The organism is Nitrobacter sp. (assembly GCF_051535215.1).
Taxonomy (GTDB): Bacteria; Pseudomonadota; Alphaproteobacteria; order Rhizobiales; family Xanthobacteraceae; genus Nitrobacter.
On sequence record NZ_JBPPLY010000018.1, the window covers coordinates 23,250 to 45,805 of the forward strand.

Consider the following 22,556-nt stretch of genomic DNA (forward strand, 5'->3'; position numbering starts at 1 on the left):
CACGCATCACCGCCGCGCAAGGGAAATATTGACAGTGATCGCTGCACACCTAGAATAACCTCACGTGCCGCCCGGAAAGGCGGCACGTTTCGTTTCCGGAGCCGACAGTTGATCGATCGCCACAGCGCGGTCGGATCGATCCGCTCCCACCATCAACCGGCAAACCATTATGATCACAGCCGCGGCGTCCCATCTGTTGCCCGTTTTCGCAAGAGCCGATCTCTCGTTCGAGAGCGGCGAGGGCGCGTGGCTGGTCGGTTCTGACGGCGAACGCTATCTCGACTTCACCAGCGGCGTTGCCGTGAACGCGCTCGGCCATTGCCATCCGCATCTGGTCGCCGCGCTTCAGGCGCAGGCGGCAAAGCTCTGGCACGTCTCGAACCTGTTCAAGTCGCCGGACGGCGAGCGGCTGGCGGCGCGGTTGTGCGGGCAGAGCTTCGCCGACTTCGTCTTCTTCGCCAATTCCGGCGCCGAGGCGGTGGAGTGCGCGATCAAGGTGGTGCGTCGCTATCATGCCTCCAGGGGCCATGCGGAACGCTATCGCATGGTCACTTTCGAGGGCGCCTTCCACGGCCGCACGCTGGCGACGCTGGCCGCTACCGGCTCGGCGAAATATCTCGAAGGGTACGGTCCGCCGGTGGACGGCTTCGATCAAGTGCCGCTCGACAATATCGACGCCGTGAAGAAGGCGATCGGTCCTGCGACTGCCGGCATCCTGATCGAGCCGCTGCAGGGCGAAGGAGGCGTGCGCGAGCCGTCCCATGCGTTCTTCCGGGCGCTGCGTCAGATCTGTGACGAACACGGCCTGCTGCTCGTGTTCGACGAGGTGCAGACGGGCATGGGCCGCACCGGCGAGCTTTTCGCTTACAAGCGCATCGGCGTCACGCCGGACGTCATGTCGCTGGCGAAGGCGCTCGGCGGCGGCTTTCCGATCGGCGCGTGTCTTGCAACCGCGGAAGCCGCGTCCGGCATGACGCCGGGCTCGCACGGCTCGACCTTCGGTGGCAATCCGCTCGCGGTCGCAGCCGCCAATGCCGTGCTCGACGTGATGCTGGAGCCCGGCTTCTTCGAGCGGACGCGAAAGATGTCGCTGCTCTTGAAACAGAAGCTGGCCTCGGTTGTCGATCGCCATCCCGATGTGCTGAGCGAGGTGCGCGGCGAGGGACTTCTCATCGGCCTCAAGGCGGTGGTGCCGTCGGGTGATCTGGTCGGCGCGCTACGCGAGGAAAAACTTTTGACGGTCGGCGCCGGCGACAACGTGGTGCGTCTGCTGCCGCCGCTGATCGTCGGCGAAACCGAGATCGATGAGTCGGTGCGGCGGCTGGAGCGGGCCTGCGACAGGCTTTCCGGTGCGCGTGCAAAGAAGGAAGCGGCGCAATGAGCAAGACGCCGCGGCATTTTCTCGATCTGTTCGACGTCCCGACGTCGGAACTGCGCGCGATCCTCGACGCCAGCGTGGCGATGAAGAAACAGCGCAAGGCGGGCCGAACCACGGACAGGCCGCTCGACGGCAAGACGCTGGCGATGATCTTCGACAAGCCCTCGACGCGCACTCGGGTTTCGTTCGACGTCGGCATGCGCCAGCTCGGCGGCGAGGCGATCATGCTGACGGGGGCCGAGATGCAACTCGGGCGCGGCGAGACCATCGCCGATACTGCCAAGGTTCTGTCGCGCTTCGTCGATATCATCATGATCCGCATCCTCAGCCACGATGCGCTGACGGAACTGGCGGCGCATGCGACCGTGCCCGTCATCAACGGACTGACGCGGCGCTCGCATCCCTGTCAGGTGATGGCCGACGTGATGACTTTCGAGGAGCATCGCGGACCGATCAAGGGTCGTACCATCGCGTGGACCGGCGACGACAACAACGTGCTGGCGTCGTGGGCGCATGCGGCGGAGCGCTTCAGCTTCAACCTCAACATCGCGACGCCGCCGGAGCTTGCGCCAAACAAGCCGCTGAAGGACTGGATCAGGTCGAGCGGGGCATCAATCAGGCTCGGCACCGATCCTGAAGCGGCGGTGCGCGGCGCGGACTGCATCGTCACCGATACCTGGGTGTCGATGGGCGACAAGGACGGCGAGCACCGTCACAACCTGCTTCGGCCCTACCAGGTAAATTCAAAGCTGATGGGGCTCGCCAGGCCGGACGCGCTGTTCATGCACTGCCTGCCGGCGCATCGCGGCGACGAGGTCACCGACGAGGTGATAGACGGACCCCAGTCGGTGGTGTTCGACGAGGCGGAAAATCGCATGCACGCCCAGAAGGGAATTCTGGCCTGGTGCCTCGCGACGGGATGAGCGTGGGCGGCCGTCCGCGCTCGCAAGGGCGATAATCGCCCGCAGGACGATGTTTACGCCACCAGGTCCCTGGTCTTCTCGGCGCGCTTGCGCTCGTTGGGATCGAGGTGCTTCTTGCGCAGGCGGATCGACTTCGGCGTTACCTCGACCAGTTCGTCGTCCTCGATATAGGCCAGCGCCTTTTCCAGCGTCATCCGGATCGGCGGCGTCAGCCGTACCGCCTCATCTTTTGAGGTGGTACGGATGTTGGTGAGCTGCTTGCCCTTGAGCACGTTGATCTCGAGGTCGTTGTCGCGGGTGTGCTCGCCGACGATCATGCCGCGATAGACCTTCCAGCCCGGCTCGATCATCATCGGTCCGCGATCTTCAAGCTTGAACATCGCGTAGGCGACCGCCTCGCCCTGATCGTTGGAGATCAGCACGCCGTTGCGTCGGCCCTGGATGTCGCCCTTGTAGGGCGCATAGCCGTGGAACAGCCGGTTCATGATGGCGGTGCCGCGGGTATCGGTGAGCAGTTCGCCCTGATAGCCGATCAGCCCGCGGGTCGGCGCGTGGAACACGAGCCGCAGCCGGTTGCCGCCGGACGGCTTCATCTCCGTCATCTCGGCCTTGCGTTCGCTCATCTTCTGCACGACGATGCCGGAATGCTCCTCGTCGACGTCGATCATGACTTCCTCGACCGGCTCCAGCCATTCGCCGCTGGTTTCATCCTTGCGCAGCACGACACGCGGGCGTGAGACCGAAACCTCGAATCCCTCGCGGCGCATGGTCTCGATCAGGATCGCGAGCTGCAATTCGCCGCGGCCGGAGACCTCCATGGAATCCTTGTCGGTGGCTTCCGTCACGCGCAATGCGACATTGCCCTCCGCCTCGCGCAGCAGCCGGTCGCGGATCATGCGGCTTGTCACCTTGGTGCCCTCGGTGCCGGCAAGGGGTGAATTGTTGACCATGAAGGTCATGGAGACGGTCGGCGGATCGATCGGCTGCGCCGGCATCGGCGTCTCGACAACAGGATCGCAGAAGGTGTCGGCGACGGTCCCCTTGGTCATTCCTGCAATGGCGACGATGTCGCCGGCTTCAGCCTCGTCGAGTGGCGTGCGCTCGAGACCGCGGAACGCGAGAATTTTCGAGATGCGGCCCTGCTCGACCAGCTTGCCGTCCCGCGCCAGCACTTTGATGCTCTGGTTGGGTTTGATCGCGCCGGAAGTGATGCGGCCGGTGATGATGCGGCCGAGATAGGGATTGGCCTCGATGATCGTTCCGATCATGCGGAATGGGCCTTCCTCAACCTGCGGCGGCGGGACGTGCCTTACAATCAGGTCGAACAGCGGCTGCATGCCGGCGTCCTGCGGCCCCTCCGGGCTGTCCGCCATCCAGCCCTGCTTGGCCGAACCGTAGAGGATCGGAAAGTCGAGCTGTTCGTCGCTGGCGTCGAGCGCGGCGAACAGATCGAACACCTCGTTGACCACTTCGGTTGGACGCGCGTCCGGACGGTCCACCTTGTTGATGACGACGATCGGCTTCAGGCCGACTTTCAGCGCCTTCGACACCACGAACTTGGTCTGCGGCAGCGGACCTTCGGCGGCGTCCACCAGCACCAGCGCACCGTCCACCATGTTGAGGATGCGCTCGACCTCGCCGCCGAAATCGGCGTGGCCCGGCGTATCGACGATATTGATACGGGTGTCCTTCCATTGCACCGAGGCCGCCTTGGCCAGGATGGTGATACCGCGTTCACGTTCGAGGTCATTGGAATCCATTGCACGTTCGACCACGCGCTGATTGTCGCGGTATGTGCCGGATTGCTGCAGCAGGCGATCCACCAGGGTGGTCTTGCCGTGGTCGACGTGAGCGATAATGGCGACGTTGCGGAGATTCATCGGAATGGTTCTTCTTGATCGGGGAAAACCGCGCGTCGCCCAGGTGTCGGGCGGCGGTTCGTCCTGCGGGAAATTAAGGTCACGGGAACGGGCGCGGCGTGATCGGTTCACGCGGCAAAAGCGGTCAGGGTTTGGTCGCTTCCGGCCAGGTCATTGGCGCCACTTGTTGTCGGAATGCCGGATGGATGCGAACCGCGCACATTGCGGCTCCGGCTTTTTTCGCTGCGACGCTATATAGCCGGAAATCATCAAAAAACAATGCGCCGTTTGCCGTTTGGGGAACTCATTTTGCCGGCGCCACCGACTCCTGAGCGGTTCGGGCGTCTTCCGTCGGGTAAACGCCGCGCAAAACCTCCTCGAAATGGCTTTTGACCGCGTCATTGCAGAGACAGGCGCGGACAGTCAGGGCGTCCCGGTTCCGCACCAGGATGGCGCCGCGCCGGGTCTCCAGAACGCCCTCGGCCTTGAAGGTCTGGATCACACGGCTGGCATAACTACGGCCGACGCCCAGCATGGTCGAGAGTTGTTCGTGGGTAAGCGGCACGAGCTCGCTGTCGGTCCGCTCACTCGCCGCGAGAATCCATTTGGCCGTGCGCTGCTCGATCGAGTGGATGGCGTTGCAGGCGGTAGACTGGAAAACCTGGGCCAGCATGCAATCAGCATAGCGCGCGAACAGATTGCGCAGCGAGCTGGACTTTGTCTTAGCGGCCTCCAGACTGGCGATGCGCAATCGTACGAAGGGGCCTCCCACCTTCACCGTGATCCGCGTATAGGCCGGCAGAAATCCATGGCTGACGATGCCGCCGACGGCGCCTTCTCGGCCGACCAGAATGGTTTCGGCATCGCGGCCGTCTTCGTTGGGAACCAGAAAGGATGCGAGACTCGATCCGCAGGGAAAGTGGACGATTTCGACATTGTCTCCGGGATTGTAGAGCAGATCGTTGCTTTCCGCGGTGGCGGTCGTGAGACAGGGCTCGATCAACCTGTAATCAGCCTGACTGAGCCGGCGCAGGAGATTGTTGAACGGGCGATCCCCGTTCCCCTGCAAATCCTGCATTGCGGCCATGCTCGTCTCCCTTGTTCCCGGGACCCTAACCAAAGCGGCTGATGAATTATGTTCAAAAGTGAACAGACAACTCCTTGACGGTATGGTCGGTTCCGCGCGGGAACCAGAGGGGGAAGTCCCTCGTCGGCGTCCAGGAAATTTCAGCTAGTGGATCAGACCTATGAAGCCCATCGTTCCCGGTGGTTCGGCGGCGACGTCAGCCGGCATGCCCGGCGACATCCTGATCGTGGAGGATGACGCCATCATCGCACTCGACTTCGAGCAGACGGTCGCGGAATTCGGCGTGACGCGGGTCCGGGTCGCTTCGAGCGTCGCGCAGGCGCTGGTGATGATCGCCGAACGAGCCCCCGACTTTGCGCTTCTCGACATCGGTCTCTCCGAAGAAAAAAGTTTTGCAGTCGCCAAACGGCTGGCCGTTCTGAAAATTCCGTTTGCCTTCGTGACCGGCTACAGCGGCGACAAGGTCTTTCCGCCGGAATATTCAGCTCGGCCCAGACTCTCGAAACCGTTTCTGCGCGATGAATTGTTCTCGGTTCTGTCGAACTGGCAAACTGCAGCGCTAGACGACCCGCATTGATCGGGTCCGCTGCGTGTTGCGGGGATAAGATCCTGCAAGGCGGCTTCGCTACACGGTCGAAGCCGCCTCCCGGGATTTGCGTTAGCGCAATCTCATGCAGCGGTATCGAAGGTACCATTCCCCGCGGCCCGCGATCGCTCGCTCCGAGAAGCTGATATAATCGGGCAGAACGCCGGGGAGATGCGCATGGCCATGCCAGCCGCGGAGAACTTGAGAAACACGCCGTTGGCGATCTGGACGATGGCATTCAGACCGTTTTTCCTGATGGCCGGCGTGTGGTCCTCGGCGGCGCTGGCCGGATGGATCGTCATGCTCATGATGGGGATCGCGCTGCCCAGCCGCTTCGATCCGTTGACATGGCATATTCATGAAATGCTCTTCGGGTTCGTCATGGCGGCGATCGCGGGCTTTCTGTTGACCGCAATTCCGAACTGGACCGGCCGGGCGCCGATCAGCGGCTCTCCGCTCGCTGCGCTGGCAGCGTTATGGCTCGCGGGCCGCATTGCATGTCTTGTGTCGGCATTGATCCCGTTCGGGCTTGCAGCAGCAATCGATCTTGCTTTTCCGTTCGTGCTTTGCGCGGTCTGCGCCCGCGAAATCGCTGCCGGGCATAATTGGCGCAACATGCCCATGCCACTGCCCATCGCCGTTCTCGGCGTTGCTGATCTTTTGATGTATCTGGAACGAGCCGGTTTCGCCGTGCCAACGGGTCTCGGATGGCGCCTCGCCTTGGCGGCGATCATCGTTCTGATTTCGGTCGTCGGTGGGCGGATCATCCCGGTATTCACACGCAACTGGCTGACGAAGCGCGGAACGACGGTTCTCCCTGCCGGACACAGCCGGGTCGATGTCGTTGCGCTCGCGGCCCTCCATGCGGGAATGATCGGGTGGGCCGTGTTTCCGGATTTCGCGCCTGTCGGCGGGCTGCTGGTCGTTGCCGCGGCATTGAATCTGTGGCGGCTTGCGCGCTGGCGCGGCATCGTCACCTTGTCCGAGCCGCTGCTGACGGTTCTTCATGCCGGATATCTCTGGGTCGTCATCGGTGCTGCTTTCCTGGGCGCGTCGATGATGAGTTCCCATGTTCCGGAAGCCGCGGCGATCCATGCGCTGACCGCCGGCGCCATCGGCACCATGACACTCGGTGTCATGACCCGCGTTTCGCTTGGCCACACCGGCCGCGCGCTTGCGGCGGACCGGATCACCACGCTGATCTATTTGTTTGTGATCCTTGCCGCCGCCGGGCGCGTTGCGGCCGCCATTGGATCGCTGCCCGCGCTGCTCGAGATTTCAGCAATCCTGTGGATCGGCGGCTTCGGCCTGTTCGCCCTTCGATACGGACCGATGCTGCTGGCGCCCCGTGCGGACGCCAGTCGAAACGGCGGATGATGTCGCTACCGGTCGACGTTCAACACCTCGCCGGTGACGGCATCGACGTCGACTTCCATATAGCGGCCGGACATATCGCGTCCCTCGATCTGCCACTCGTTACCGGCGAACTCGGTATCGGAGACGGTGACAAGGCCGATGTCGGTTGCGACGGCGAGAGCATCCTGCATCGAGAGAAGACTGCCCGAATCATAAGCCATCGCGGGAGTGGCGGCGCCGAGTGCGACAGCGGCTGCCAGAGACACAATGTAGGTTCGCATGGGATACTCCTCGTCGAGTTGGTCCGTTGCGCTGTCGATGCACGCAACACCCGATAGAACCGGCAGCCTTCATATGCGTTCCGCGGCGACGCGCTTGTGAACGCTGTCCCGTCTGCGGCATTTTCCTGGCGGTTTCCCGGCGAGCGAAAGGCGAATGCATCTGTTTGCGATGACGTACTCGCCGGACGATGTACTCCGCCCGTAGAAGGTCCAATCGCAGAACGGATGGTGTTATTGGCCGTCGGTGATTGTCTCGATCCGGCATTGCATCATGCAGTGCAGCCCGGTGCGGAGAAACGCGATCTCCGATTTGCCGTTGAATGGGCGGAGGCCGATATTCAAGAGCTGGGTTCCGAATCCCGGCTTTCCCGGCGCGGTGATGGTTGGGCCACCCGACTCGTCCCAGACGATCGACAGGATGTCGTTGGTCACGGTCCATGATACATGGAGAAGACCATGGGTCGTGGAGAATGCGCCGTATTTGGCCGCATTGGTAGCAAGCTCGTGAAACATCAGCGCCAGGCTGACCGCAAGTTTCGCCGGCAGGAACAATGGATCGCCATCCAGGGTGAAGCGGACGTTGCCATAGGGACCGAGCTCCAACTTCAAGAGATCGATGATGTCGCAGCCACGACCGTCCGTGCTTGCGATCAGGTCGTCGGTGGCCGACAGCGCGCGCATGCGGCTGTCGACTCTGTTCCATGCCGCTGGATAATCGTGAAGCGCCTGCCGGATCACCGCGTGAATGGTGGCGAGCTTGTTCCCGAGCCGATGTTGAAGCTCCCTGACCACGAATTCGCGATAGTGTTGTTCCTTGTCGAGGCGAGCTGTGAGCTCGCGATAGTGCGTCACCAGCGAACGGTGACGTCGAATGCCCAGAATGACGAGCGCCGAGACGATGGAATAGACCGCGATGAGCACCGCCGCGGCCAGCCCCTGCGCCGCCCCGCCGAAATCCAGCATGAGGCCGAGAATCGCGCCGCCAACCGCCGCGGCAATGCCGGCCCGTTCTCCGCCGAACGCCGCGGCAACGAAAACAGCGGGAAGATAGGGGCTGTAGGGCACGTCGGGCCGCAGCATCGAGATTCCGAACCGGAACGCGGTTGAGAGCGTCAGGCAGACGGCCGCGAGCCCGAGGCCCAGAATCGCCGGAGGCTCGGAGACGCCCTGCCATCCGTGCCGGAATTCCTCTATCCAATTCGCCATCGGGCTCCCGATTGCATGTCGCCCAGGTGCTGGTGAAGACGCCAGCGATGCGAGAGCGCACCGGCTCCGTCTGCCAGGACAATTCTCCGGAGCGAATGTTGCGTAACGCAGTCTAGCTCAAAGTCGTTGGTTCGTGCTCTCGATCTGAGCGACATGATCGTCCGATTCTAATGAGATCACAAGTTCGTCAATCCGCACTGAATGCGTCGGCGATATCTCGTTTTGCATTAATGTGCCCGCACTCCGCGGTGGACGGCTTGCATTGCATCAATCCGGACGGCCTCGCGGAGACATCGACGTGGAGAGATCGAAATGAAACCGAGCTACCGCAAGCACCTGAACGTCCTCTTGCCCGCGCTCGGGGCCCTCGGCATTATGCTTGGACTCGTCGCCTACTCTCCGAAAATATATCGCGTGTTCTGCAGCGCGACGGGATACGGAGGAACGACGCAGCGGGCATATGCGGATCCGACCGTCACCTCCAAAAAGACCGTTACGGTCGTGTTCGATACCAACGTCGCTTCGGATCTGCCGTGGAAGTTCGAACCGGAGCAGCGTACCGTGACCGTTCATCTCGGCGAGCAGAAGATGGTTTTCTTCACGGCCGAGAATCTGAGCAACGAGTCGATCGTGGGCCACGCGACTTACAATGTCACGCCGAATACCAGCGGGCCGTACTTCAATAAAATTCAGTGTTTCTGTTTCAACGAAGAGCGCCTCGACCCCCATCAGAAGATCGAGATGCCCGTTGTCTTTTTCGTCGATCCGGCCTTCGCGGAGGATCCGGATAACCACGCTGTCGATACGATCACGCTCAGCTACACGCTTCTCCGGTCGGTGAATCCGTCGCAAAGCAAGAATCTCGCGCGCTTCCTGCCCAACGCGCCACCCGATCCGGTTCACGGCAAGCAGCTTTTCAGCGAACGATGCACGGCATGTCACGAGTTGGACGCCAACAAGACAGGTCCCCGGCTGGGCGGCGTGGTTGGCCGCAAGGCAGGCACTGTCCCCGGCTATCATTACTCGCCGGCGCTCCAGAACGCCGGTCTGGTCTGGTCGGGGGATAATCTGGACCGTTGGCTGGCCGATCCGAAGAAATTCGTGCCGGGAGCACGCATGCCGGTGCGCGTGCTCGATGCGCCCTCACGTCACGATCTGGTCGCCTATCTGCAGTCCGTTGGCCAAAAGACCAATCAAGCTGGTTCGAACAAGGCCGCGCCGGGCGGAGAATTCTAGCTCCTTTCCGCGTCCGACAGAATCAGAAGCGGGCTCCGATTTGAAAATGGACGCGCTTCTTCACGTGGACCGTTTCCGTCCTCGGATCAAGCCTGAGGACATGCCACGCTCGAAAACGCTGGCGATCATCTCCGACGGAAGTGCGCAACGCGGCGACCCCGCCCACGGGAAGGGACAGCGGCGGCGCGCTGGCAGGACGCTGCTTTTACCGGAAAGCTGAATATGATTCGGTGTATATCTCACGCCGCCCCGGCCGCCGGGGCAGGCTGAAGATTGCTGCGCACCTCATCACCGTCAGGGAAATTGGCTGGATCGTCATGGACACATCACATTTAGCCGAACACGTCGGCACCGTCGGCAGTCTGGCGGCTTCGGTTTTCATTGTTGCCACCTACACGATGCGGACCATGATTCCGCTGCGTGTGTTCGGCATGCTGGCAAATCTCGTTCTCATGATCACGGCGATTCCATTTCACAGCTTCCTGCAATTCGGGCTTCACGCCGTGCTGTTCTGTCTTAACGGCTACCGCCTGCACCAGATGTTGCAGCTCATACGCGACGTGAAGAAATCGGTGAACAGCGACCTGTCGATGGATTGGCTGAAACCCTTCATGACCGAGCGCAAATGTGAGGCCGGCGAAATGCTGTTCTACAAGAACGAGAAAGCGGAGACGATGCTCTACATCGTCAGCGGCCGCTATCGCCTGGTCGAGTCCGGCATCGAGCTTCCGGTCGGCGCGATCGTCGGCGAACTCGGCATGTTGTCTCCTACCAACGAGCGTACCCAGTCGCTCGAATGCATCGAGAGCGGCACGGTGCTCAGTGTCAGCTATCGTCAGGTGGAGCAGCTTTACGTCCAGAATCCCGAATTCGGATTCTACTTCCTGCGGCTGGCCAGCGCGCGGCTGTTTCAGAACATCGGAAAGCTGGAGGAGCGGCTTGCGGAACGTCAGGCGCCGGCCGTCGCGACGCCCGGGCTGGCATGAATTTCGGCGTTCCCAAAGTCGTCGGATTTCTCCATGCAATCCGTTCGATCTTCGCGGACGTCCTCGGCGACGACAATGATCCGAATCCGGAACTGCCCGCGGGCCTCCCCGACGTAGTCGCGGCGGTCGCAACCGAAGCCGTCAACCGGCTGATCGATTATCAGGGACCGGGCTATGCGCAACTCTATGTCGCACGACTGAGGCGCTTCATCGGCCGGCGCAATGTCGATGATGCCCTGTTTGCCGAGATTGCGCGGCTGTTGGCCCTGCGCATGGCATATGATGACGCGATCCGGATGGCGCAGCTTAAACTTGCCGAGGCCGAAGCAAGGCGGGGCGTTCCGCCGGACGATATCCGCAAGCTGCGTCTCGACGAACTGGTGTTGTTGCTGCCGGAAACGGTGGCCGATTATGCGCTCTGGGTCCTGGAGTATCCGGGATGGCTGCACCTGTCGGTCACGATGCGGTTCAGCGCGGCAAGCCGCTTGCGGCGTCGCCGCCTCCGGATCGAGGCCTCGCTCAAGCGATGGCGGTTGTCCTCACTCCGCTACGCCAGAGAGCGCGCCTGGGTCGAGCGCTGGCTGCACATCATCGATCGCAGCCTGACGAAGCAGCCTGCCGCAGTCGCCGCGGTGGTCGCGACAGCCGAGATAGTGGGGGGACACGGCGATGGTTACGTGCAGAGTCTGAAGGACTGGAATTTGATCGTCGACGATCTCATCAAGCCGACGCTCGAGGGCGCATTGTCCTGCCCGGATCTGGCGGATGCCATAACAAAGGCCCGCGCAGCGGTGAGTTCGGACCCGCGGCAGGAAACCTTGAAGCGCGTCATTGCGGGTATCAGGGAGCGGGCCGCAGACGGAATTGGTGCCTGAGCTGTAGTTCTTCAGAGCCCGACTTGGCCAGGATACTCGCAAGAAACGGATGCGAATGCTAGAACCGTGTCACTAACAAGGGGCGTTCGGGTGCTGCTTCCCTCATTGTCGTCGACGATTGCAGTCGGTCCGCTGGCTGGCTGGATGTTTGTGCTGACCGTCAAGCACGTGATTGCCGATTTCGTGCTGCAAAATTCGTGGATGGCGATCGGCAAGGATCAAAAGACCGGCTGGGCGCTACCGCTGCTTGCGCACTGCCTCGTGCATCTGGCGCTCGCGCTGGCGCTGATTTTGGTGATCGCGCCGCGTTTCTGGTTTCTCGCATTCGTCGATTTTGCGATCCATATCGTCGTGGACCGCGCCAAGGGTTTCATTTCCTCGACCTTCGAGGTGACGCAGGAGCGCCAGCACCCGTGGTTCTGGACGCTGATCGGCGTCGATCAGGCGCTCCATCATCTGACCGGCTTCGGCCTGTCGGTGGTCATGGCCTTCAACGCCTGATCGGCTTTCCGCGCATCGGATCACGGCCGCCGTCTGATTCGGAACCGGATTGCAAGGTCGTCCAGCCGCTCTTTGTGCAGGTGGTTAACTTCCCGTTAGGAAATTGCGTTGCATCCTCTTGATCCAGGAGAGTTTCCATGTGGTCGAGTCGGGACACCTTCGAGAACGACATATGTCCAGTCAAGGATGATCTGTTGGGCGCCATGTATCGTGCCAACGAGCATGGATTGCCTCAGCTCATCGCCAGCGTCGCTCCGGATGTACGAGCGATGCTGGCACTGTTCTGCTACCGCCGCAGCCACCTGCATACGCTGGCGCTGTCGATCGCCTCGAGCTGCTCCGAGCGCGATCTGATCCAGCTCGGCGGCCGCGTCGGCTCCACGCTGTTCGCGCTGTCGCGTGCAGTCCGGCAACCCCATGCGGCGCCGGCCGCGCACGGCCAACGCAAGCCGATCACGCTGTCGACCAGACCGCTCAGCACGTTCGCTCCGCTCGACGACCAGATCGACGACGACGAGGCGGTGCTGATCCCGGCGTAGCTCGCATCGCCGCATCGGTGATTGATCGGGACGCGCTTCGCAAGCGCCTGGTCGCGAAGCTTATTTCTTCTCCTTCACGATAACGCCCGGCAGCGTGAGACTGCCTGACGCAACCTTGTAGGTCCCGGTAACGCACAAAAGCGGCGCCTTACCGGCCTCGTTGACCTGCAGATGCGCGGCGACGGCATCGAAGTTGACGTTCTCCGCGCCCTTGACCGGCACGGTGATGCGCACCGTCTTGCCTTTGATGATGGGGCTCATGCCGGGGCTGTCCAGCGCCAGCGGCAGGCCGGGGGCGGTGGCCGGCAACAAATCCTGGCCCGGCGAGATGTCCAGCACCTTGAGGCCGCCGGCGCAGGCCTTGTCGCTTGCCAGCACGACCCAGTGCGAATGCCAGCCGGCGCCGTCGTTGGTCGGGTCGCCGTCGCCGTTTTCGTCGAACAGCGGCGTATCGTCGAAATCCGGGTGCGCGGTAATGGCCAGCGCCAGGATGCCCAAGCCCTTTGCAAATCCGACCGCCGCGGGATCGAGCTTGGTCGGCCAGACATAGGCGTCCACCTTCGCGCCGGCGAGCTTGCCGACCTTTTGCGGCTTCAGCGACCCGGCGTCGCCGCTGACTTCCATGGCGAAGGTGGCGAGCCGGCCATCGGTCGAGGCGGAGGCGCTGGTGACGTCGAAGGCCGGCGGCACGGCTGCGTCAGGCTTGGCGTGGATGTCGTGGGCAAGGGACGATGTTGCCAGTGCGCCTTGTATAAGCGCAGCGGCGAACGTTCCCACGGAAAATCTGATGACCGAAGAAGGCATGGAATACTCCGATTGATAATATCGAGTCGATACCTATCTGTGTGACTGACGATCTGGATCGAGTCAATGAAAAATAGCGAGTCGCTACTATCTTCGGCACATGAGGCGGCCTATCTGATCGGTCGGCTGGACCGGCTGAGCCGTAGCGGCGCCAACATTGCCGGCCTCAATCCCGCGCAATGGGAGGCGTTGCGCTACCTGTCGCGCGCCAACCGCTTTTCACGCACGCCGGCGGCGCTGGCCGATTATGCCGGTTCGACCCGCGGCACGATCTCCCAAACCCTGATCGCGCTGGAGCAGAAGGGGCTGGCGTCGCGGCAGGCCAGCGCTCGCGACGGCCGTTCCGTCGAATTGGCGCTGACCCGGCGCGGCGAGACCGTGTTGAGAGACGATCCGCTGAGGCGACTGGCAGACGACATCACGGTCGCCACCGGCGGCGATGCCGGCGAACTGCTGGCGACGCTGCAGGCCATCCTCTCGGCAATGATCGCGCGCAACAACGGGCGTGCCTTCGGCATCTGCCGCACCTGCCGGCATTTTCGCTGCAATGCCGCGCCAGGGACCGCTTCGCCGCATCATTGCGCCGTACTCGACGAGCCGCTCTCTGATGCCGATAGCGGCGCGATCTGTCAGGAGCACGAAGCCGCGGCCTGAACCGGCACGTCGTGCGTCGGCTCGCATGACACCAGCAATGGTTGCCGCGTCGATCAGGCGGCATCAACCAGAATGACGCGGAGGTCGTTGACGTTGGTAAGGGTCGGCCCGGTCAGCAGCAGGTCGCCGGTAACGGCGAAGAACGCGGTGGCGTCGTTGTTGGCGAGATAGGCGACGGGATCAAGGTGTTGCGCGTGCATCGTCGCAAAAGTGCGGGCATCGATCACCGCGCCTGCCGGATCGGAGGGGCTGCCCCCGCCGCCATCGGCGCCGTCGGTGTCAGCCGCCAGCGCGGAGATACCGGGCGTGTCCTTGAGCCATGATACCAGCGACAGCGCGTATTCCTGATTAGGTCCGCCGCGTCCGTTGCCACGCACCGTCACGGTAAGTTCACCACCCGAGAGGATCGCGAGTTTCCGGCCTTCGGCGCGCGCTTTCAGCGCCAGTTTTGCATGATCGGCGGCGACATCGCGGGCCTCGCCCTCGAGATCGGCGCCGAGGTCGAGCACCTCGTAGCCGGCATCGCGCGCGCGCCTGACGGCGGCGGCGAGCGAGGCGCCGGGGCGCGCGATGATATCGAAGCGAGCGCGCGCGAAGGCGGCGTCGCCCGGCTTGCAACTCTCATTGGCCGGATCGTTCAGTGCGCGGATGACGGCGTCGTCGAGCGCGAGATTATACTTTGCGACCAGCGCGCGGGCATCGGCCAGCGTGGTCGGGTCGGGTACGGTCGGGCCGGAAGCAATGTCGGCCGGCTCGTCGCGCGGCACATCCGATATCGCCAGCGTTACGATCTCCGCGCATCGTCCTGCATGCGCCAGCCGCCCGCCCTTGATCCGCGACAGATGCCTGCGCACCGTATTCACCTCGCCGATCGGCGCGCCGGAGCGGAGCAAAGCGCGGTTGACCTGCTGCTTCTGAGCGAGCGATACGCCGTCCACCGGCGCCATCCAGTTGGCCGATCCGCCGCCCGACAACAGCACCAGCAGCAAATCGTCGGCGGTCGCGCTGCTCGCGAGCGTCAAGCTGAGATCGGCGCCGCGCAGGCTCGCCTCGTCGGGCACGGGATGGCCGGCCTCGATCACCTCGATGCGGCGTGTCGGCACGCCGTGGCCGTGACGTGTCGTGGCCACGCCGACCAGACGTTCGGGGTCGAGCCCCGCGGCGTCGAGGTAATGCCGCTCCACGACCGCGGCCATGGCGGCCGCGCTTTTTCCCGCGGCAAGGCAGATCACGCGGCCTTTCGGCGCGCGCGGCAGGTGCGCATCGAGAATGTTGTCGGGATGAGCGGTGGCCACAGCCGCATCGAAGATCGCGCGCAAAAGGTTGCGTTGTTCGGTCATGGTTCGGATCTTGCGCTTGGCCGATGCAAAAAGGATTGAGAGTTTAGCAAGCAGCCGTTATCCGCCGAATTCGGCCGCAAGCAAACCCCCGTCAGGACATCGAAACGATATCGGCTGCGCCGCAAGTGTTGCGCTGACAGGCCACAACAGCAGAAGTGCATGGAGGCAATGTTCCGATATGCGCGTGCGATCCGTATGCGCGTTCGAGGCGCCTTCACTCATACCAATGTCTAAAGCGGTTTTCGTCGTACCTTCGTTTGTTCCACGTTGACCGCGTCGCGCCACCCGGTCACTTTCTTCCGAGCAAACGGGAGAACGATCTGATGGGTTCGAAATTCATCGTTGCCGTTGCCTTGTCCACCGCCATCCTTTCGGCGTCTGCCACCCACGCGCAGCAGTTCATCAACGTGCTGACCGGGGGAACCTCCGGCGTTTACTATCCGCTCGGCGTCGCCATCGGCAAAATATACAGCGACAAGATACCGAACGTGAAAACCCAGGTCCAGGCAACCAAGGCCTCGGTCGAGAATCTCAACCTGCTGGAGCAGGGACGTGGCGAGATCGCCTTCACGCTTGGCGACTCGCTGAAAGCGGCGTGGGAGGGCGACGCAGAAGCCGGTTTCAAGACCAAGCTGACCAAGCTGCGGACCATCGGCGCGATCTATCCGAACTACATCCAGATCGTTGCAACCGCCGACAGCGGCATCAAGACGCTGGCCGATCTCAAGGGCAAGACGCTCTCGGTCGGCGCGCCGAAATCGGGCACTGAGCTGAACTCGCGGGCGATCCTGAAAGCGGCCGGCATGGACTACAACGATCTCGGCAAGGTGGAGTATCTGCCGTTCGCCGAGTCCGTCGACCTGATGAAGAACAGGCAGCTTACCGCGACGCTGCAATCGGCCGGTCTTGGCGTCGCTTCGCTGAAGGATCTCAGCAATTCGAGCGACATCGTCGTGGTCTCGGTTCCCAAGGAGATCGTCGACAAGATCGGGCCGCCGTTTGTCTCCGCGATCATTCCGGCCAACACCTACAAGGGGCAGGACAAGGACGTTCCGACCGCGGCCGTCGTCAACTACCTCGTCACCAGTTCGGCGGTGTCCGACGATCTCGCCTACCAGATGACGAAGCTGGTTTACGAATCGCTGCCCGACCTTGTCGCGGCGCACTCGGCCGCGCGTGGCATCAAGCTGGAAGACGCCGCGATGAATAGCCCGGTTCCGTTGCATCCCGGCGCGATCCGCTACTTCAAGGAAAAAGGACTTATCAAGTAGCGCCGGCATTATTCCGGATGCGGAGCGACGTGATCGATCGTTTCTCCCGCCTGTGTATTCGTCGAAGCGATTGAATTCGGACGGAGGATCGAAACAAGGACCGGACACGATGTCCGCCGAGAGGTCGAGATGTCGCAGACGCACGCCGCCGCGGCGCCCGTCACGCAGTTCGATAATTTCGAACACGGATTCCCCGCAGGGTTCGGTCCCGGCGGCTGGGGATACCTTGCTTACGCCATCGGCATCGCCTTCGCCGCCTTTCAGATCGTGATCGCGGCGTGGAATGTGCTCCCGAGCCAGGTGGTGCGTGGCGTCCATGTCGGCTTCCTGATCCTGATGACGTTCGGGCTGGTGGCCAACTTCACCGCGAAGAGTAATGCGGGCCGCGCGCTCGGCTGGTTCATCGGCGGCATCGGATTTCTGTGCGGCCTCTACCAGTGGATCTTCTACGCCGACCTGATCCTGCGTGACGGCGACCCCACCACGCTTGATCTTGTGGTCGGAACCTTGCTCGCCGTGCTTATTTTTGAAGGCACCCGGAGGCTGATGGGTCTCGCGCTGCCGCTGATGTGCGGCGCGTGCATGGTCTATTGGTTCTTCGGGCAATATCTGCCGGCGCCGTTCAATCATCGCGGCTATGCCTTCGATCAGATCATCACTCATCTGTCCTACGGCACTGAAGGGTTCTACGGCGTTCCGATCTATGTGTCCGCGACCTACATCTTCCTGTTCATCATGTTCGGCTCGTTCCTCGAGCGTGCCGGCATGATCCAGCTCTTCACCGACGTCTCGCTCGGGCTGTTCGGCCGCACCCGCGGTGGTCCGGCAAAGGTCGCGGTGATCGCGTCCGCTCTGATGGGCACGATCTCGGGCTCCGGCGTGGCGAACGTGGTCACGGTCGGCCAGTTCACAATTCCGCTGATGATCAGGTTCGGCTATCGCCGCGCGTTCGCCGCGGGCGTCGAGGCAACCGCCTCGATGGGCGGGCAGATCATGCCGCCGGTGATGGGCGCGGTCGCTTTCATCATGGCGGAAACGCTCGGCGTCGATTACTCCGTCATCGTCAAGGCCGCCGTGATTCCGGCCATTCTCTATTTCGCCTCCGCGTTCTGGATGGTGCATCTCGAAGCCGGCAAGAACGGGCTGGTCGGCATGGCGCGGGCGGAGATCCCAAGCGCCTGGAAGGCGCTGGTCGATCGCTGGTTTCTCGTGCTGCCACTGGCCGCGCTGGTCTACATGCTGTTCGAGGGGTTCACGCCCCTCTACGCCGGCATCATCGGCCTGTCGCTGACGGTGACGCTGATCCTTGGCGCCAGCATCGTACTCGGCCTGCCCAATAAAGCGTTGCGCTATGTGTTCTGGGTCGGACTCGCGCTGATCGTCGGCGTGTTGTCGCGGAACGGTCTCGATATCGTATTTGTATCCTATGTGATTGCGGGGCTGGCCGTGCTCAGTCTGCTGACGCGCGGGGGACGGGCCACGCTGGTGGCCTGCCGCGACTCGCTCGCCGAGAGTTCCAAGTCGGCGCTTGCCGTCGGCATGGCCTGCGCCATCGTCGGCACCATTATCGGCATGATGACGCAAACCGGCGTCGGCACTGTGTTCGGCGGCTGGGTGATCGGTCTTGGCGCCAGGAGCCTGTTCCTGGCGCTTATCATGACGATGCTGCTGTCGATCCTGCTCGGCACCGGTATTCCGACCATCCCGACCTACATCATCACGGCCTCGCTGGCCGCGCCCGCGCTCGCCAAACTGGGCGTGCCGCTGATCGTGAGCCATATGTTCGCATTCTATTATGGCATCATGGCCGACCTTTCGCCGCCGGTGGCGCTGGCGGCGCTGGCGGCCGCACCGATCGCCAAGGAAAACCCGGACAAGATCGGCTGGGAGGCGATGCGGATCGCGCTGGCGGGCTACGTGATTCCGTTCATCGCGGTGTATTCGCCATCGCTGATGTTGCAGGCGGGCGATCCGATGGCAGCCGAACTCGGCTTCTACGGCGCCGTAGCCTATTCCACCGTCAAGGCGCTGGTGGCGATCGGGTTGTTCGGGATGGTCGCGATCGGCTATCTGTTTACTCGCATGACCCCGGCCGAACGGGTCATCGCGTTCGTCGCCGCGCTCTGTCTGCTCGGTGAATTCCAGTACAGCGACTGGGTCGGCTACGCGTTGGCGCTCGCGATCCTGCTCTGGCAGTGGCGGCAACGATCCCGTTCCGCGGCGGCTGCGACATGAGCCTTTGCCTGATCTCCGCGGGTGTCACCAAGGCGCTGGCGCTTGCGGCATTCACGCTGGCGTGGACCCATTCGATCGAGAAGACCGGCTGGCAGGAAGACTGGCGCGTCACGCCAAATGGCCTCGAACTGGTGGAAGCGCGCGTGAAGGGATCGGGCGCCGGCATGGAGCCGCCGCCGGAAGCAAGGCTTATCGACGGCTGGTTTCAGTGGCGGCCGCAGCGCGCTCCGATGCCGCAACTCGTGCTCGGAAATTCCGGCCTGGCCGGCGAGTGGCGGCTGTGCGCGGACGGACATTGTCGCACCCTGTCTGACATCCTGGGCCATCCCGTGGGCGTTCACGTCACGACGCTGCGCGCATGTGAGCAACCCTCGCGTTAAGCCGACATGCGGATCCTTCGCCCGGCTTGATCACTCCGCCTCAGCGGTTGGAGACCTGTCGTGCCTGGGGCAGGGCAGGGGTGCCTGCCGCGTCGGAGACCCGGGCGCCGGCATTGCGGCTGTTCATCATGGCCTCGAGCCGGTCGCGTTCTTTCTCAAAACTGGCGAGGAGCGGACCCTCCAGCGATCGCCCGCGCGGAAGCCTGACCCGCATCGGATCGACAAAGCGGCCGTTGACCAGAATTTCGTAGTGGACGTGCGCTCCGGTGGAACGGCCCGTCGAGCCGACGAACCCGATCACCTGGCCCTGCCGCACGCGCTTGCCGGGCTCCATGCCCTTGGCGAAGGCCGACATATGACCATAGGCGGTTTCATAGCCGTTGTTGTGCTTGATGCGGACGTACTTGCCGTAACCGCCTTCCCATTCGGCTTTCTCCACCACGCCGTTCCCGGTCGCGAAGATCGGCGTGCCGTACGGCGTGGCCCAGTCGACGCCGGTATGCATCTTCACGTAGCCGAGGATGGGGTGACGCCGGATGCCGAAGCCGGACCGCATGATGGCGCTGGCGACCGGCTTGCGGACCAGGAACTTCTTCGCGCTCTTGCCGGTCTCGTCGTAGTAGTCGACGACGGCGTCGTCGGGGGTCTGGAAGCGATAGTATTTTTTGGTCTCGCCGCCGACGGTGAGCGAGGCGTAAAGCACCTCGTTCTTCTCGGTCGTCGGCGTTGCCTCGTCGTCGCCGGCATAGAAGACGTCGAACGAATCGCCGGGCTGGACCTTGCGCTGGAAATCGACGTCATAGGAGTAGATGCGGACCATGTCTTCGATGATGGCGGGTGGCACCTTGTCGCGCAACGCGGTCTCATAGATGCTTTGGTAAAGCCGGACGCCGCTGCCGTCGTCGTCATCGTCGTCGTTACTGTCGGCAATCTCTCCGCCAGAATTCATGCTTGTGACGTCGACGGCGACGTAATTGCCGAGATCCGAAAGCGCGGCGACGGCCTCGATCGTCGAGTCATTCGCCACGATCACGCGATAGGGCTGAAGCCGCTGGCCGGGGCCCGCGGGCGCCATCAGGATGCGCAGTCTCTCGCCTTCCCTGAGCCCGCCGTCGCGGCCGCGCGGTCCTAGCGTCGCGGCGATCGATCTCGCTTCCTCCGGCGTCGCGCCCTGGTCGCGCAGCACCGAGACGACGGTGTCGCCTTTCTTGACCAGATGCACGCGTTCGCCGACCGGATTGCCGCCGGTGAGCTGGTCCTTGGTTTTCGGCAGCAGCGTCACGTTTTCGGGAACGATGCGGGCTTCAAATCCGGCATAGGGATCGACGCCGCCTTCGCCCGCATAGGCCATCTTGATGCTCGACGTCGCGCCGGCGGCGTCGGCCGTCGCATCGGCCATGGTATATCTCACGCCGCTGTTGCCGCGCCAGTTCGAGGCATCGCGCACCCGCACCATGATTTCATCGAGCGGAATCGTGGCTGCGATCTTCGCCTTCGGCAGCAGCGGCGCGAGGTCGCGGGTAACAAAGGAGACTTCGGCGTCGGGTTCGGCCGCGGCGGCGGCATCGGCATCGTCGGAACCGCTTCGCGCGGGGCTTCCGACGTCGGACAGCAGCCGCTGGGCGTTGAAAGGCGGGATTTTCGCACTGAGATCGCTGGTCGCCATCGACAGGTTGCCGGACACGCGAACGAACGGTCGCACGCGCATCACGTCGCGGTTGCCGGCGCGGGTCACGGTCGAGACGCGGATGACCTGCCTTGCGGCGGCGGCCTCGCTTGGCGGTGGCAGGCGGTCGCTCTTGTGCAGGCTTGTTTGATGGTCGCCGGCGCCGACCGAACCGCGCAGCGCGCCTTCCACGCGCTCTGGCATTCTTGCGAAGGTGGTCTCGCCATCAAGCGACGCGAAAACGGCGCCGCCGATGAGGGCCGCGCCGCACAGGCCTGTGAGAATGGTGCCGCTGAACCACTGCACGGAGATGCGGCGGCGATCGATCACGGCTGCTTCGGATCCATCGGCGGAAAGCGGCGGTTCGTGGCCGAGGTCGATGATCCCGGTCTCGCGTCCGCCATGTCCACCGCGTGCCGTATTCAAACCGTTGTCCCCCGATGGCCGCCTGCGACCGGCTAAATTCCTGCACCTCGCGGACTCCGGCGCCTCCCGCAGGAGGGCGCGATAGAAACCGCGGGTCTTTCATGCTCGTCCGAGACTCGCGTGCACGTCGTGCTGAGCAGAGTCGCGAACATCAATGGCGCCTGAACCCCTTGATGCGTCGCGGTCGTCTGGATGGACGATGCGCTTTGCCGATCGCCCTTTACCCGAAGCCACGAAATTCTGAAGCCGCCGGCCGATGCCCCTAGCAATCGGCGATTCAAGACTTATTTCCTTGTGAGAACGTCGCAGGAATGTGGCTCAAGTACGGCGTCAGTCCCGCGGCGGGCAGGGCTTTTTCGCGCTGCGAAGAAGTTTTGCCCAGGGCAACAATTTGTTGACGATGGGCGTTGACAACCGTCCGAGGGTGGGACTATAAACCGCCCACTGAGCGCGGCGCTGCTTTGGCCTTTGCCAAGGCATCTAGCTACGCCTGTGAAGCTCCTCACTAGGTTGAGTGAATCAACAGCCGATAGCCATCGGTTGTTATTTGTCGTCCGATGAGTGCTTCGTGCGACTTCCAGCGATGGAAGTTGGGTCTTCGGACCCGGGCTGTTTGACAAGTGAAGATGAAGAAAGAGAAACGTGGACGGCGGAGTCCTTGCGGGTCTCGCAATTGAAGGCTTCGGCTTTCAGTTCGGGATCGGACGAAAGACTTCGGCGGTACACGTTTCAAAGGTTACACCATGGTCTCAGCAATGAGATCACGTTGTCCGCGATGTGAATCGCGTTCAATGATTATGGTGGGACCTCGTCAAACGTTGTGATCAGCCGGTTTAAAGTTTCAAGTCCAACTTGAGAGTTTGATCCTGGCTCAGAGCGAACGCTGGCGGCAGGCTTAACACATGCAAGTCGAACGGGCGTAGCAATACGTCAGTGGCAGACGGGTGAGTAACGCGTGGGAACGTAC

At 62.8% G+C, this 22,556-nt stretch carries 20 protein-coding genes and 1 rRNA gene; 14 read left to right on the forward strand and 7 right to left on the reverse strand.

All coding sequences use genetic code 11. The features are described from left to right. Nucleotides 1-169: 169 nt before the first annotated feature. Together ACS3WB_RS14180 and argF are read left to right on the forward strand one after the other, a co-directional pair. The gene (locus tag ACS3WB_RS14180; protein ID WP_438276137.1) at nucleotides 170-1,381 is read left to right on the forward strand and encodes an aspartate aminotransferase family protein; all 1,212 of its coding nucleotides are present in this window, start codon (nucleotides 170-172) and stop codon (nucleotides 1,379-1,381) included. Further along, complete coding sequence (gene argF / locus ACS3WB_RS14185) at nucleotides 1,378-2,301, forward strand: ornithine carbamoyltransferase (RefSeq protein WP_438276138.1); 924 nt, start codon at nucleotides 1,378-1,380, stop codon at nucleotides 2,299-2,301. Before ACS3WB_RS14180 ends, argF begins: the two co-directional genes overlap by 4 nt. 53 nt (nucleotides 2,302-2,354) lie before the next feature. Here the strand turns inward: argF and typA are convergent, their stop codons facing one another. Both typA and ACS3WB_RS14195 read right to left on the reverse strand, forming a co-directional pair. Beyond that, nucleotides 2,355-4,181 carry a translational GTPase TypA gene (typA, locus tag ACS3WB_RS14190; protein WP_438276139.1) on the reverse strand — a complete coding sequence of 609 codons (1,827 nt, stop codon included), beginning with the start codon at nucleotides 4,179-4,181 and terminating at the stop codon, nucleotides 2,355-2,357. 283 nt (nucleotides 4,182-4,464) lie between these two features. Continuing rightward, entirely contained in the window at nucleotides 4,465-5,247 is a 783-nt protein-coding gene (locus ACS3WB_RS14195) for a Crp/Fnr family transcriptional regulator (protein WP_438276140.1), read from the reverse strand. A gap of 160 nt (nucleotides 5,248-5,407) precedes the next feature. Here ACS3WB_RS14195 and ACS3WB_RS14200 point away from each other — a divergent pair, with 160 nt between their 5' ends. Both ACS3WB_RS14200 and ACS3WB_RS14205 read left to right on the forward strand, forming a co-directional pair. Beyond that, on the forward strand, nucleotides 5,408-5,824 hold the full coding sequence (locus ACS3WB_RS14200) for a response regulator (protein ID WP_438276141.1): 417 nt from the start codon (nucleotides 5,408-5,410) through the stop codon (nucleotides 5,822-5,824). Nucleotides 5,825-6,010: 186 nt separating this feature from the next. Beyond that, the gene (locus tag ACS3WB_RS14205; protein WP_438276142.1) at nucleotides 6,011-7,210 is read left to right on the forward strand and encodes an NnrS family protein; all 1,200 of its coding nucleotides are present in this window, start codon (nucleotides 6,011-6,013) and stop codon (nucleotides 7,208-7,210) included. Nucleotides 7,211-7,215: 5 nt separating this feature from the next. On the opposite strand, the gene ACS3WB_RS14210 is transcribed toward ACS3WB_RS14205, so the two are convergent. After that, a complete protein-coding gene (locus ACS3WB_RS14210; protein ID WP_438276143.1) occupies nucleotides 7,216-7,470 on the reverse strand; it encodes a PepSY domain-containing protein in 255 nt (84 codons plus the stop codon). Nucleotides 7,471-7,701: 231 nt separating this feature from the next. Beyond that, nucleotides 7,702-8,676, reverse strand: a complete 975-nt coding sequence (locus ACS3WB_RS14215; protein WP_438276144.1) for a sensor histidine kinase — start codon at nucleotides 8,674-8,676, stop codon at nucleotides 7,702-7,704. A 312-nt stretch (nucleotides 8,677-8,988) separates the two neighbouring features. Between ACS3WB_RS14215 and ACS3WB_RS14220 the strand changes: the two genes are divergently transcribed. The 5 genes from ACS3WB_RS14220 (at nucleotide 8,989) to ACS3WB_RS14240 (ending at nucleotide 12,813) form a co-directional block, all read left to right on the forward strand. Further along, nucleotides 8,989-9,912 (forward strand): cytochrome c oxidase assembly protein, encoded by a 924-nt coding sequence (locus tag ACS3WB_RS14220; RefSeq protein WP_438276145.1) that lies wholly within the window; start codon nucleotides 8,989-8,991, stop codon nucleotides 9,910-9,912. Between the two features lie 317 nt (nucleotides 9,913-10,229). After that, the gene (locus tag ACS3WB_RS14225) at nucleotides 10,230-10,898 is read left to right on the forward strand and encodes a Crp/Fnr family transcriptional regulator (protein WP_438276146.1); all 669 of its coding nucleotides are present in this window, start codon (nucleotides 10,230-10,232) and stop codon (nucleotides 10,896-10,898) included. Next, nucleotides 10,895-11,773, forward strand: coding sequence for a DUF6537 domain-containing protein (locus ACS3WB_RS14230; RefSeq protein WP_438276147.1), 879 nt, complete (start codon nucleotides 10,895-10,897; stop codon nucleotides 11,771-11,773). Before ACS3WB_RS14225 ends, ACS3WB_RS14230 begins: the two co-directional genes overlap by 4 nt. A gap of 144 nt (nucleotides 11,774-11,917) precedes the next feature. Continuing rightward, nucleotides 11,918-12,274 (forward strand): DUF3307 domain-containing protein, encoded by a 357-nt coding sequence (locus ACS3WB_RS14235; protein ID WP_438276158.1) that lies wholly within the window; start codon nucleotides 11,918-11,920, stop codon nucleotides 12,272-12,274. Nucleotides 12,275-12,411: 137 nt separating this feature from the next. Continuing rightward, a complete protein-coding gene (locus ACS3WB_RS14240; RefSeq protein ID WP_438276148.1) occupies nucleotides 12,412-12,813 on the forward strand; it encodes a hypothetical protein in 402 nt (133 codons plus the stop codon). Between the two features lie 60 nt (nucleotides 12,814-12,873). On the opposite strand, the gene ACS3WB_RS14245 is transcribed toward ACS3WB_RS14240, so the two are convergent. Next, on the reverse strand, nucleotides 12,874-13,617 hold the full coding sequence (locus ACS3WB_RS14245) for a hypothetical protein (protein ID WP_438276149.1): 744 nt from the start codon (nucleotides 13,615-13,617) through the stop codon (nucleotides 12,874-12,876). A gap of 66 nt (nucleotides 13,618-13,683) precedes the next feature. Here ACS3WB_RS14245 and ACS3WB_RS14250 point away from each other — a divergent pair, with 66 nt between their 5' ends. After that, nucleotides 13,684-14,271: a MarR family winged helix-turn-helix transcriptional regulator gene (locus ACS3WB_RS14250; RefSeq protein ID WP_438276150.1), complete on the forward strand. Its 588-nt coding sequence runs from the start codon at nucleotides 13,684-13,686 to the stop codon at nucleotides 14,269-14,271. A gap of 53 nt (nucleotides 14,272-14,324) precedes the next feature. Here ACS3WB_RS14250 and ACS3WB_RS14255 read toward each other — a convergent pair whose 3' ends face one another. Next, entirely contained in the window at nucleotides 14,325-15,611 is a 1,287-nt protein-coding gene (locus ACS3WB_RS14255; RefSeq protein WP_438276151.1) for a glycerate kinase type-2 family protein, read from the reverse strand. A gap of 323 nt (nucleotides 15,612-15,934) precedes the next feature. On the opposite strand from ACS3WB_RS14255, the gene ACS3WB_RS14260 reads away from it, so the two are divergent. The 3 genes from ACS3WB_RS14260 to ACS3WB_RS14270 all read left to right on the forward strand — a co-directional run bounded on the left by ACS3WB_RS14260 (nucleotide 15,935) and on the right by ACS3WB_RS14270 (nucleotide 19,497). Continuing rightward, nucleotides 15,935-16,882, forward strand: coding sequence for a TAXI family TRAP transporter solute-binding subunit (locus ACS3WB_RS14260; protein ID WP_438276152.1), 948 nt, complete (start codon nucleotides 15,935-15,937; stop codon nucleotides 16,880-16,882). Nucleotides 16,883-17,011: 129 nt separating this feature from the next. Next, a complete protein-coding gene (locus ACS3WB_RS14265) occupies nucleotides 17,012-19,117 on the forward strand; it encodes a TRAP transporter permease (RefSeq protein ID WP_438276153.1) in 2,106 nt (701 codons plus the stop codon). Beyond that, entirely contained in the window at nucleotides 19,114-19,497 is a 384-nt protein-coding gene (locus ACS3WB_RS14270; protein ID WP_438276154.1) for a DUF1850 domain-containing protein, read from the forward strand. Before ACS3WB_RS14265 ends, ACS3WB_RS14270 begins: the two co-directional genes overlap by 4 nt. 40 nt (nucleotides 19,498-19,537) lie before the next feature. On the opposite strand, the gene ACS3WB_RS14275 is transcribed toward ACS3WB_RS14270, so the two are convergent. Further along, nucleotides 19,538-21,589, reverse strand: a complete 2,052-nt coding sequence (locus tag ACS3WB_RS14275; protein WP_438276155.1) for a M23 family metallopeptidase — start codon at nucleotides 21,587-21,589, stop codon at nucleotides 19,538-19,540. An 848-nt stretch (nucleotides 21,590-22,437) separates the two neighbouring features. Between ACS3WB_RS14275 and ACS3WB_RS14280 the strand changes: the two genes are divergently transcribed. Then, nucleotides 22,438-22,556, forward strand: a 16S ribosomal RNA gene (locus ACS3WB_RS14280); the annotation flags it as partial.

Excerpts from the sequence above, each read along its gene's own strand:
- ACS3WB_RS14180 (WP_438276137.1), top strand. The coding sequence starts at position 170 with ATGATCACAGCCGCGGCGTCCCATCTGTTGCCCGTTTTCGCAAGAGCC.
- argF (WP_438276138.1), top strand. The coding sequence starts at position 1,378 with ATGAGCAAGACGCCGCGGCATTTTCTCGATCTGTTCGACGTCCCGACG.
- typA (WP_438276139.1), bottom strand. The coding sequence starts at position 4,181 with ATGAATCTCCGCAACGTCGCCATTATCGCTCACGTCGACCACGGCAAG.
- ACS3WB_RS14195 (WP_438276140.1), bottom strand. The coding sequence starts at position 5,247 with ATGGCCGCAATGCAGGATTTGCAGGGGAACGGGGATCGCCCGTTCAAC.
- ACS3WB_RS14200 (WP_438276141.1), top strand. The coding sequence starts at position 5,408 with ATGAAGCCCATCGTTCCCGGTGGTTCGGCGGCGACGTCAGCCGGCATG.
- ACS3WB_RS14205 (WP_438276142.1), top strand. The coding sequence starts at position 6,011 with ATGGCCATGCCAGCCGCGGAGAACTTGAGAAACACGCCGTTGGCGATC.
- ACS3WB_RS14210 (WP_438276143.1), bottom strand. The coding sequence starts at position 7,470 with ATGCGAACCTACATTGTGTCTCTGGCAGCCGCTGTCGCACTCGGCGCC.
- ACS3WB_RS14215 (WP_438276144.1), bottom strand. The coding sequence starts at position 8,676 with ATGGCGAATTGGATAGAGGAATTCCGGCACGGATGGCAGGGCGTCTCC.
- ACS3WB_RS14220 (WP_438276145.1), top strand. The coding sequence starts at position 8,989 with ATGAAACCGAGCTACCGCAAGCACCTGAACGTCCTCTTGCCCGCGCTC.
- ACS3WB_RS14225 (WP_438276146.1), top strand. The coding sequence starts at position 10,230 with ATGGACACATCACATTTAGCCGAACACGTCGGCACCGTCGGCAGTCTG.
- ACS3WB_RS14230 (WP_438276147.1), top strand. The coding sequence starts at position 10,895 with ATGAATTTCGGCGTTCCCAAAGTCGTCGGATTTCTCCATGCAATCCGT.
- ACS3WB_RS14235 (WP_438276158.1), top strand. The coding sequence starts at position 11,918 with ATGTTTGTGCTGACCGTCAAGCACGTGATTGCCGATTTCGTGCTGCAA.
- ACS3WB_RS14240 (WP_438276148.1), top strand. The coding sequence starts at position 12,412 with ATGTGGTCGAGTCGGGACACCTTCGAGAACGACATATGTCCAGTCAAG.
- ACS3WB_RS14245 (WP_438276149.1), bottom strand. The coding sequence starts at position 13,617 with ATGCCTTCTTCGGTCATCAGATTTTCCGTGGGAACGTTCGCCGCTGCG.
- ACS3WB_RS14250 (WP_438276150.1), top strand. The coding sequence starts at position 13,684 with ATGAAAAATAGCGAGTCGCTACTATCTTCGGCACATGAGGCGGCCTAT.
- ACS3WB_RS14255 (WP_438276151.1), bottom strand. The coding sequence starts at position 15,611 with ATGACCGAACAACGCAACCTTTTGCGCGCGATCTTCGATGCGGCTGTG.
- ACS3WB_RS14260 (WP_438276152.1), top strand. The coding sequence starts at position 15,935 with ATGGGTTCGAAATTCATCGTTGCCGTTGCCTTGTCCACCGCCATCCTT.
- ACS3WB_RS14265 (WP_438276153.1), top strand. The coding sequence starts at position 17,012 with ATGTCGCAGACGCACGCCGCCGCGGCGCCCGTCACGCAGTTCGATAAT.
- ACS3WB_RS14270 (WP_438276154.1), top strand. The coding sequence starts at position 19,114 with ATGAGCCTTTGCCTGATCTCCGCGGGTGTCACCAAGGCGCTGGCGCTT.